Here is a 6,890-nt window from a genome sequence, read left to right as displayed (position 1 = left end):
CACCACCGCGATACGCGCGGAGCTCTACGGCTCCCTGGGCGCGACCGGCCACGGCCACGGCACCCCGAAAGCGGTCCTGCTGGGCCTCGAGGGCACAGGGGCGTCATGGGCGGCGCGCGGACGCCGCGGTACGGGCCTGGCGTACCGTCAGCGCACCTGACAGTCAGCGCACCCGGCCGTACCAGACCTGCGTCGTCCAGATCCTTTCCAGCCGCACCACCGAGCCCGTTTTGGGCGAGTGCCACATCCGGCCCTTCCCGGCGTAGATCCCCACGTGGAAGACGAAGCCTCCGTAGTGGAAGAAGACCAGGTCACCGCGTTGTCTGTTGCGCGCCGAGATGCGATGGGTCCGGTTGAACTGCTGCTGGGCGGTGCGTGGCAGGCGCTTGCCCGCCCTCTTGTACGAGTAGAGCGTCAGCCCGGAGCAGTCGAACCGGTTCGGCCCTGCGGCGCCGTAGCGGTACGGCGAGCCCTTCTTCGACGCGGCCACTTGGAGTGCCTTGGTGGCATGGGTCGTGACGGCATGGGCAGGGGTGACCCCGCCGGGTGCGATCAGAGTGCCGCCGAGAGCGGCGAGAGTAAGTACCGATACGGCACGCGCTCGTGACACGAGGAGCGCCAGATCCATCTGCGCAGTCATGCGCAACCCTTCGTCAGCCGCCTGTGAAGGATGACCTGTCGGGTTCGGACCTGCGAAGACGCCCGGCCGCTGTCAGCGGCTTCACCCCAAGGGACGACCTGCGTACTCGGTCACCCCGTACTGCTGGGTCCTCCACTCCTGCCGATGCACTTCTGTCGACCAATATCCGGTGCGGCGGCAGGACTCGGCGTCCGCCCGGACCGCCCCGTCGAGGTGGCGGGGGCTTGTCGTCCCACGGATCCTGACCCACCTGTGTCCGTTTTCCGAGTTGAAACGGCTTTTGTGAAGCTAATCACGACTGATCTGTTCGGGTATTCAGTACCGTTTCCCCCTCGGTCGCCTGACGTCGGCCCTCGCCGTACCAGCGGTGAAACGGTCCACGGCGCCACATCGGTCATCGCGTTGCGCAACTCGTCCAGCGCGCAACAACTTCCGGGGACTCCACCGAACGGGGGAGAAGGGCCGCTACCCCGATGGCGGTTGACAGGGTCGGAATGGCCGTCAGCTCGCAGTCCTCGGTGGCATCGTCACCCGGTTCGCCCTCCGTTCGCCGTCGAGAACCCGCAGCGCCTCGGCGAGGGTTGCGGCGTGCACCTCGCTCTCGCCGCGCATGTGCATGAGTGTCAGGGCCTCCTTGAGTGCGGCGGCGCTGCTGACCAGGGCCTGAGCCGCGCGCAGTGCCCCGTAGGTGTGTCCGGCGCGGGCCGGGTTGATCCGCCCCAGCAGATCGACCACGGCCAGATAGCTGTCGATGAAGTCGGCCTCGGCCCGGGTCAGCGCGGGCAGCGGCGGCAGCTCGGGCGGGAGCACGGAGTGCTCACCTCGCCCCGGAGACGGACGTCTTGCGGCTGTCGATCACATGGTCGACCAGGCCGTACTGCTTGGCCTGGGCGGCGTCGAGGATGATGTCCCGCTCCAGGTCGGCGGCGATCTTCTCGGCCGGCAGGCCGGTGTGCCGCACCAGCATCCCGGCGAGTTGGTCCCGCAGCCGCAGCAATTCCGCCGCGTGGATCTCCAGATCGGACGGCATGCCGTGCAACGGCTCATCGGTGGCGGGCTGCTGGACCACGATCCGCGCACCGGGCAGGGCCATCCGCTTGCCCGGTGCACCGGCGGCAAGCAGCACGGCGGCGGTGGAGGCGGCCTGGCCGAGACAGTAGGTCTCCACGTCGCAGGTGACGACCTGCATCGTGTCGTAGATCGCGGACATGGCGCTGTGCGAGCCGCCGGGGGAGTTGATGTACAGGGAGATGTCCCGGTCCGGGTCTGCGTACTCGAGGTGCAGGAACTGGGCGACCACATCGTTGGCCGCAGTGTCGTCGATCGCGGTGCCGAGAAAGATGATCCGCTCGTCGAGCAGCTTGGAGTACGGGTCGAGTGTGCGCGTGCCCGTGGATGTGCGCTCGGTGAACTGCGGCAGGGCGTAGCGGGCGGCGGGTCGGTGCATGGGCGTCGTACCTTTCCTCGTCTCCGGAACCTGTACTTCTGTAAAAAATGTACAGGACGTACAGGCCGTTATGATGGGGAGCATGGCCTACGAGATTCCGGTGACGCAAGCCCGCGCAGAGCTCGCGGATCTGATCAACCGTGTCGTCTACGGCGGGGAACGCGTGGTCGTGACCCGGCACGGCAAGCCGCTCGTGGCGCTGGTCTCCGCCGCTGACCTGGCACGACTCGAGCAGGAACAGGATGCGGCCGAGGAGCAGGTCATCAGCTCGGTCTCCTCGCTCGGCCCGATGACGTCCGCTTCCGGCGAACGCGGGCGGTTCGGACTCGCGGCGGAACACCGCCGCCCCGAACAGCGCGGCTGACCGGCGCTCCGTACGGGCCGGGGCGCTCCACGCAGCACAAGGCCGCGCGTCCCCGTCCGCTACAGCGGGGACGCGCGGCCGGTCCGTGACGACCCGGGCCGGTCAGGCGACCGGTGCGGGCGCACTTCCGTGACGTGCCTCTGTCGTGACCGCCGGCCGGGTCGCGCGCGCTGTGCCGAGCAGGACCGCCGTGAGCCCGAGCGCCGCCCAGAGCGACAGAGTCAGAAGTCCGGCTCCGGCGCCGCTCCCGTCGAAGTACGCGACCGAGCGCAGCACGCTCGCGCCGGCGCCCGGCGGCAGCCACTGGCCGATCGCGCCGGCCGGTTCCGGCAGCAGCTCGGGCGCGGTGGCGGCACCCGCGAACGGGTTGCCGATGAGGACCATCAGCAGCGCCCCCAGAGCGACGCCCCGTGTGTCGAGCAGCGCGCCGAACCCGGCCACGGTCGCCGAGATGGCGAACGCCGTCAGCGACAGGGCACCCGCTTCGGTCCACCAGTCGCCGGTGAGCACCCCGAGCCAGCTGTGGGTGAGGGTGACCGCGGTGACGCCGACCAGGACCGCCGATCCGGCCAGGACCGTCACGGCCCGCGTACCCCGCAGCCGCAGCACGGTAACGGCGGCTCCGGCGGCGACGCCCGCCAGGGCGATCGGCAGAACGCTCGCCGCGAGGCCGCCCCCGCGCGGGTCGCCGGACGGGGTCGGCACCACATCGGTGACCGGAACCGCCGCGCCTGCCGGGGCCCCGCCTGCAACCGCTTCGTGCAGGAGCTGGGCCACGGCCGGTGAGCCCGCCGAGGCGGTCAGGAGCTGCGGTCCCTCCGGGGTCACGACGACGGCGCCGTATACGACCCGGTCCTCGATCGCCGCCCGGGCTGCGGCCCCGTCGTCGTAGCGGTGGACGTCGAAGGCTCCCTCCCGCTGCTCGAAGCGGTGCTCGAGTTCGGTGGCCGCGGCGGCCGGCCCGGCGACGCCGACGGGTACGTCGCGGGGTGCGATACGGGCCGAGGGCCAGGCGAAGGCCCACAGGGCCAGAGCCACCACGACCGGAACCAGGACCATCACCGCGACCATGCGGCGGGTGGGCGTAGCGGACATGATCTCTCCCGACTAAAAAGAATGATCGTTCGTTTTTGTAGGTGGGCCCACTGTCTCCCCGGGGTGGCGGGTTGTCAAGAAGGAATGTTCGTTTTAGATTCGGCGGTATGGCCCGCGTATCCCAGGAACACCTCGACGCCCGCCGCCGGCAGATCCTCGACGGCGCGGCCCGCTGCTTCGCCAGGAACGGATTCCACGCCACGTCGATGCAGGACATCCTTCGGGAGGCGGGCCTTTCCGCCGGTGCGGTCTACCGCTACTTCCGCAGCAAGGAGGAGCTGATCGAGGCCATCGCGGGGGAGGCGTTCGGTGAGATCCGCGCCGCCTTCGACGACGCGGCCCGGCTGGACCCGCCGCCCACGCCCGATGTGCTGCTCGGCCGGGTGCTGCGCCACATGCTGATCGAGAAGGTGCCCGGCGGGGACGGGCAGGCCTTCGCGCGGCTGCTGCTGCAGGTGTGGTCCGAGACCCTGCGCAACGAACATCTGGCCGCCACGCTGGCCGATGGATACGCCGGTCTGCGCCTGGCCTGGGCCACGCTCGTCGACGCCTACCGCGCGGCGGGGCTGATGGACGCGGATGTGCCTGCCGACCATGTGGCCCGCACCCTCATCGCCACCGCTCAGGGGTTCATCGCACAGCAGGCGCTGTTCGGTGATGTGCGCGTCGAGGCCATCGAGGACGGGCTGCGGGCCCTGATGTCCATGCACGATCCCGAGTTCAGTTAACGCGCCGGAAAAACTTGCGTCCTAACGTTCACTCCCTGGTCGTGAGATGCCCCCAGGGACCCTGCCGCGCCCAGAAGGTTGACGGCCGGACGACAGTGAGGTGGACGCGTGCAACTCTCCCCGCACGAGCAGGAACGACTTCTCATCCATGTGGCCGCCGATGTGGCCGGGAAGCGCAGGGCGCGCGGGGTGAAACTGAACCACCCCGAAGCTGTCGCCCTGATCACCTCGCACATCCTCGAGGGTGCACGGGACGGCCGCAGCGTCGCCGAGCTGATGGCCTCCGGTCGTACAGTGCTCACCCGCGCCGACGTCATGGAGGGCATCCCCGAGATGATCCACGACGTCCAGGTCGAGGCCACTTTCCCTGACGGCACCAAGCTCGTCACCGTGCATGATCCGATCGTGTGAGGGGGCGCCGCCGATGATTCCCGGAGAGATCCTCTTCGCCGACGCCGTGGTGCGCCTGAACGAGGGCCGCGAGGCCACAGCCCTCACCGTCGTCAACGCCGCCGACCGTCCCGTCCAGGTCGGCTCCCACTACCACTTCGCCGAGGCCAATCCCGGACTCGACTTCGACCGCGCCGCGGCCCGCGGCAAGCGGCTGAACATCGCCGCCGGTACCGCCGTGCGCTTCGAGCCCGGCATCCCCGTCGAGGTCGAACTCGTACCCCTCGCGGGCCGCCGGGTCGTCCCGGGCCTGCGCGGCGAGAGCGGAGGTGCCCTCGATGGCTGAGCTCAGCCGTGCCGTGTACGCGGACCTGTTCGGGCCGACCACCGGCGACCGGATCAGGCTCGCCGACACGGATCTGCTCGTCGAGATCGAGGACGACCGCTCGGGCGGGCCCGGACGCGCGGGCGACGAGGCGGTGTTCGGCGGCGGCAAGGTGATCCGCGAGTCGATGGGCCAGTCCCGTACGACCCGGGCCGAAGGCGCGCCGGACACCGTGATCACCGGCGCCGTCGTCATCGACCACTGGGGCATCGTCAAGGCCGACATCGGGATCCGCGACGGGCGGATCACCGGCCTCGGCAAGGCCGGCAACCCCGACACGATGGACGGTGTCCATCCCGACCTCGTCATCGGTCCCGAGACCGAGGTCATAGCGGGCAACGGGAAGATCGTCACCGCGGGCGCCATCGACGCCCATGTTCACTTCATCTCGCCGACCATCGTCGACCAGGCACTCGCGACCGGTGTCACCACGCTGGTCGGCGGCGGCACCGGCCCGGCGGAGGGCACCAAGGCCACCACCATCACGCCGGGGCCGTGGCACCTTGCCCGGATGTTCGAGGCGCTGGAGACGTTCCCGGTCAACATCGGCCTGCTGGGCAAGGGCAACACCATGTCCCGTGAGGCGATGTACTCCCAGCTGCGGGGCGGGGCGCTCGGATTCAAGATCCACGAGGACTGGGGCTCGACCCCGGCCGTCATCGACGCCTGCCTGAGCGTCTGCGACGAGACCGGCGCCCAACTCGCGATCCACACGGACACGTTGAACGAGGCGGGTTTCGTCGGGGACACGCTCGCCGCGATCGCGGGCCGCACGATCCACGCGTACCATACCGAGGGAGCGGGCGGCGGACACGCGCCGGACATCATCACCGTCGTCAGTGAGCCGTACGTCCTGCCCAGCTCCACCAACCCCACCCGGCCGCACACCGTCAACACCATCGAGGAACACCTCGACATGCTGATGGTCTGTCATCATCTCAACCCGGCCGTGCCCGAGGACCTCGCCTTCGCCGAATCCCGGATCCGGCCGTCCACGATCGCGGCCGAGGACGTCCTCCACGACCTCGGCGCGATCTCGATCATCTCCTCCGACTCCCAGGCCATGGGTCGCATCGGCGAGGTGATCACACGTACCTGGCAGACCGCGCACGTGATGAAGAAGCGCCGGGGCGCCCTGCCGGGCGACGGGCGGGCCGACAACCGCCGGGCACGTCGCTATGTCGCCAAATACACGATCAACCCGGCGGTCGCCCAAGGACTCGACCGGGAGATCGGCTCGGTGGAGACCGGCAAACTGGCCGACCTTGTGGTGTGGGATCCCGCCTTCTTCGGCGTCAAGCCGCAGCTCGTCATCAAGGGCGGCCAGATCGCGTACGCACAGATGGGTGACGCCAACGCCTCGATCCCGACGCCCCAACCGGTCCTGCCGCGGCCGATGTTCGGCGCGCTGGGGACCGCGGCGGCACGGAGCTCGTTCAACTTCGTGGCCGAGGCGGCGATCGAGGACGATCTGCCCGAACGCCTGGGTCTGGCCAAGAAGTTCGTACCGATCACCAGCACGCGGCGGGTCACCAAGGCGGACATGCGCGAGAACGACGCGATGCCACGTGTCGAGGTGGACGCCGACACGTTCACCGTCACGATCGACGGTGAGCCGGTCGAGCCCGCACCGGCCGCGGAACTGCCCATGGCACAGCGTTACTTCCTGTTCTGATGACGCTGCGACGGATGCCGCACGCGCGGCAATACGCATGCGCCGCCGGGCGCGAGCCCCGGGCGGCGGCCGGCACAGGTCCGGATGCGCTCGCGGTCGGTTGCGCGTCCGCCGGGGCCGCGGGGTCTCCTCTTCCGGGACCGTCGTCCCGGCTGCGGGTGGTGGA

The 6,890-nt window shown here is 69.8% G+C and carries 9 protein-coding genes, 1 pseudogene and 1 riboswitch; of the genes and pseudogenes, 6 read left to right on the top strand and 4 right to left on the bottom strand.

From position 1 onward, the window contains the following. Positions 1 to 94 (top strand): annotated as a pseudogene (locus ABZ208_RS21780) (serine dehydratase beta chain); the annotation flags it as partial. Positions 95 to 163: 69 nt separating this feature from the next. Here the strand turns inward: ABZ208_RS21780 and ABZ208_RS21775 are convergent. The 3 genes from ABZ208_RS21775 to ABZ208_RS21765 all read right to left on the bottom strand — a co-directional run bounded on the left by ABZ208_RS21775 (position 164) and on the right by ABZ208_RS21765 (position 2,087). Next, positions 164 to 640, bottom strand: coding sequence for a C40 family peptidase (locus tag ABZ208_RS21775; protein WP_356911107.1), 477 nt, complete (start codon positions 638 to 640; stop codon positions 164 to 166). A 2-nt stretch (positions 641 to 642) separates the two neighbouring features. Continuing rightward, a riboswitch (cyclic di-AMP (ydaO/yuaA leader) is annotated at positions 643 to 827 on the bottom strand. A 314-nt stretch (positions 828 to 1,141) separates the two neighbouring features. Continuing rightward, complete coding sequence (locus ABZ208_RS21770; protein WP_356911106.1) at positions 1,142 to 1,450, bottom strand: hypothetical protein; 309 nt, start codon at positions 1,448 to 1,450, stop codon at positions 1,142 to 1,144. A 7-nt stretch (positions 1,451 to 1,457) separates the two neighbouring features. Further along, positions 1,458 to 2,087, bottom strand: coding sequence for an ATP-dependent Clp protease proteolytic subunit (locus tag ABZ208_RS21765; RefSeq protein WP_356911105.1), 630 nt, complete (start codon positions 2,085 to 2,087; stop codon positions 1,458 to 1,460). 82 nt (positions 2,088 to 2,169) lie between these two features. On the opposite strand from ABZ208_RS21765, the gene ABZ208_RS21760 reads away from it, so the two are divergent. Beyond that, positions 2,170 to 2,451, top strand: a complete 282-nt coding sequence (locus ABZ208_RS21760; protein WP_356911104.1) for a type II toxin-antitoxin system Phd/YefM family antitoxin — start codon at positions 2,170 to 2,172, stop codon at positions 2,449 to 2,451. 102 nt (positions 2,452 to 2,553) lie between these two features. On the opposite strand, the gene ABZ208_RS21755 is transcribed toward ABZ208_RS21760, so the two are convergent. After that, a complete protein-coding gene (locus ABZ208_RS21755; protein ID WP_356911103.1) occupies positions 2,554 to 3,546 on the bottom strand; it encodes an ABC transporter permease in 993 nt (330 codons plus the stop codon). A 107-nt stretch (positions 3,547 to 3,653) separates the two neighbouring features. On the opposite strand from ABZ208_RS21755, the gene ABZ208_RS21750 reads away from it, so the two are divergent. The 4 genes from ABZ208_RS21750 to ABZ208_RS21735 all read left to right on the top strand — a co-directional run bounded on the left by ABZ208_RS21750 (position 3,654) and on the right by ABZ208_RS21735 (position 6,724). Then, on the top strand, positions 3,654 to 4,274 hold the full coding sequence (locus ABZ208_RS21750; protein ID WP_356911102.1) for a helix-turn-helix domain-containing protein: 621 nt from the start codon (positions 3,654 to 3,656) through the stop codon (positions 4,272 to 4,274). A gap of 108 nt (positions 4,275 to 4,382) precedes the next feature. Continuing rightward, a complete protein-coding gene (locus ABZ208_RS21745) occupies positions 4,383 to 4,685 on the top strand; it encodes an urease subunit gamma (RefSeq protein ID WP_356911101.1) in 303 nt (100 codons plus the stop codon). Between the two features lie 13 nt (positions 4,686 to 4,698). Then, complete coding sequence (locus ABZ208_RS21740; protein ID WP_356911100.1) at positions 4,699 to 5,010, top strand: urease subunit beta; 312 nt, start codon at positions 4,699 to 4,701, stop codon at positions 5,008 to 5,010. Then, positions 5,003 to 6,724, top strand: coding sequence for an urease subunit alpha (locus tag ABZ208_RS21735; protein WP_356911099.1), 1,722 nt, complete (start codon positions 5,003 to 5,005; stop codon positions 6,722 to 6,724). The genes ABZ208_RS21740 and ABZ208_RS21735 overlap by 8 nt, the downstream gene beginning before the upstream one ends. Positions 6,725 to 6,890 lie beyond the last annotated feature (166 nt).

It is taken from the genome of Streptomyces sp. NPDC006208 (genome assembly GCF_040613775.1).
GTDB lineage: Bacteria > Actinomycetota > Actinomycetes > Streptomycetales > Streptomycetaceae > Streptomyces.
Note: the sequence above shows the minus strand (reverse complement) of the source record. Positions and strands in the feature narration are given on the sequence as shown.

Excerpts from the sequence above, each read along its gene's own strand:
- ABZ208_RS21775 (WP_356911107.1), bottom strand. The coding sequence starts at position 640 with ATGACTGCGCAGATGGATCTGGCGCTCCTCGTGTCACGAGCGCGTGCC.
- ABZ208_RS21765 (WP_356911105.1), bottom strand. The coding sequence starts at position 2,087 with ATGCACCGACCCGCCGCCCGCTACGCCCTGCCGCAGTTCACCGAGCGC.
- ABZ208_RS21760 (WP_356911104.1), top strand. The coding sequence starts at position 2,170 with ATGGCCTACGAGATTCCGGTGACGCAAGCCCGCGCAGAGCTCGCGGAT.
- ABZ208_RS21755 (WP_356911103.1), bottom strand. The coding sequence starts at position 3,546 with ATGTCCGCTACGCCCACCCGCCGCATGGTCGCGGTGATGGTCCTGGTT.
- ABZ208_RS21750 (WP_356911102.1), top strand. The coding sequence starts at position 3,654 with ATGGCCCGCGTATCCCAGGAACACCTCGACGCCCGCCGCCGGCAGATC.
- ABZ208_RS21740 (WP_356911100.1), top strand. The coding sequence starts at position 4,699 with ATGATTCCCGGAGAGATCCTCTTCGCCGACGCCGTGGTGCGCCTGAAC.
- ABZ208_RS21735 (WP_356911099.1), top strand. The coding sequence starts at position 5,003 with ATGGCTGAGCTCAGCCGTGCCGTGTACGCGGACCTGTTCGGGCCGACC.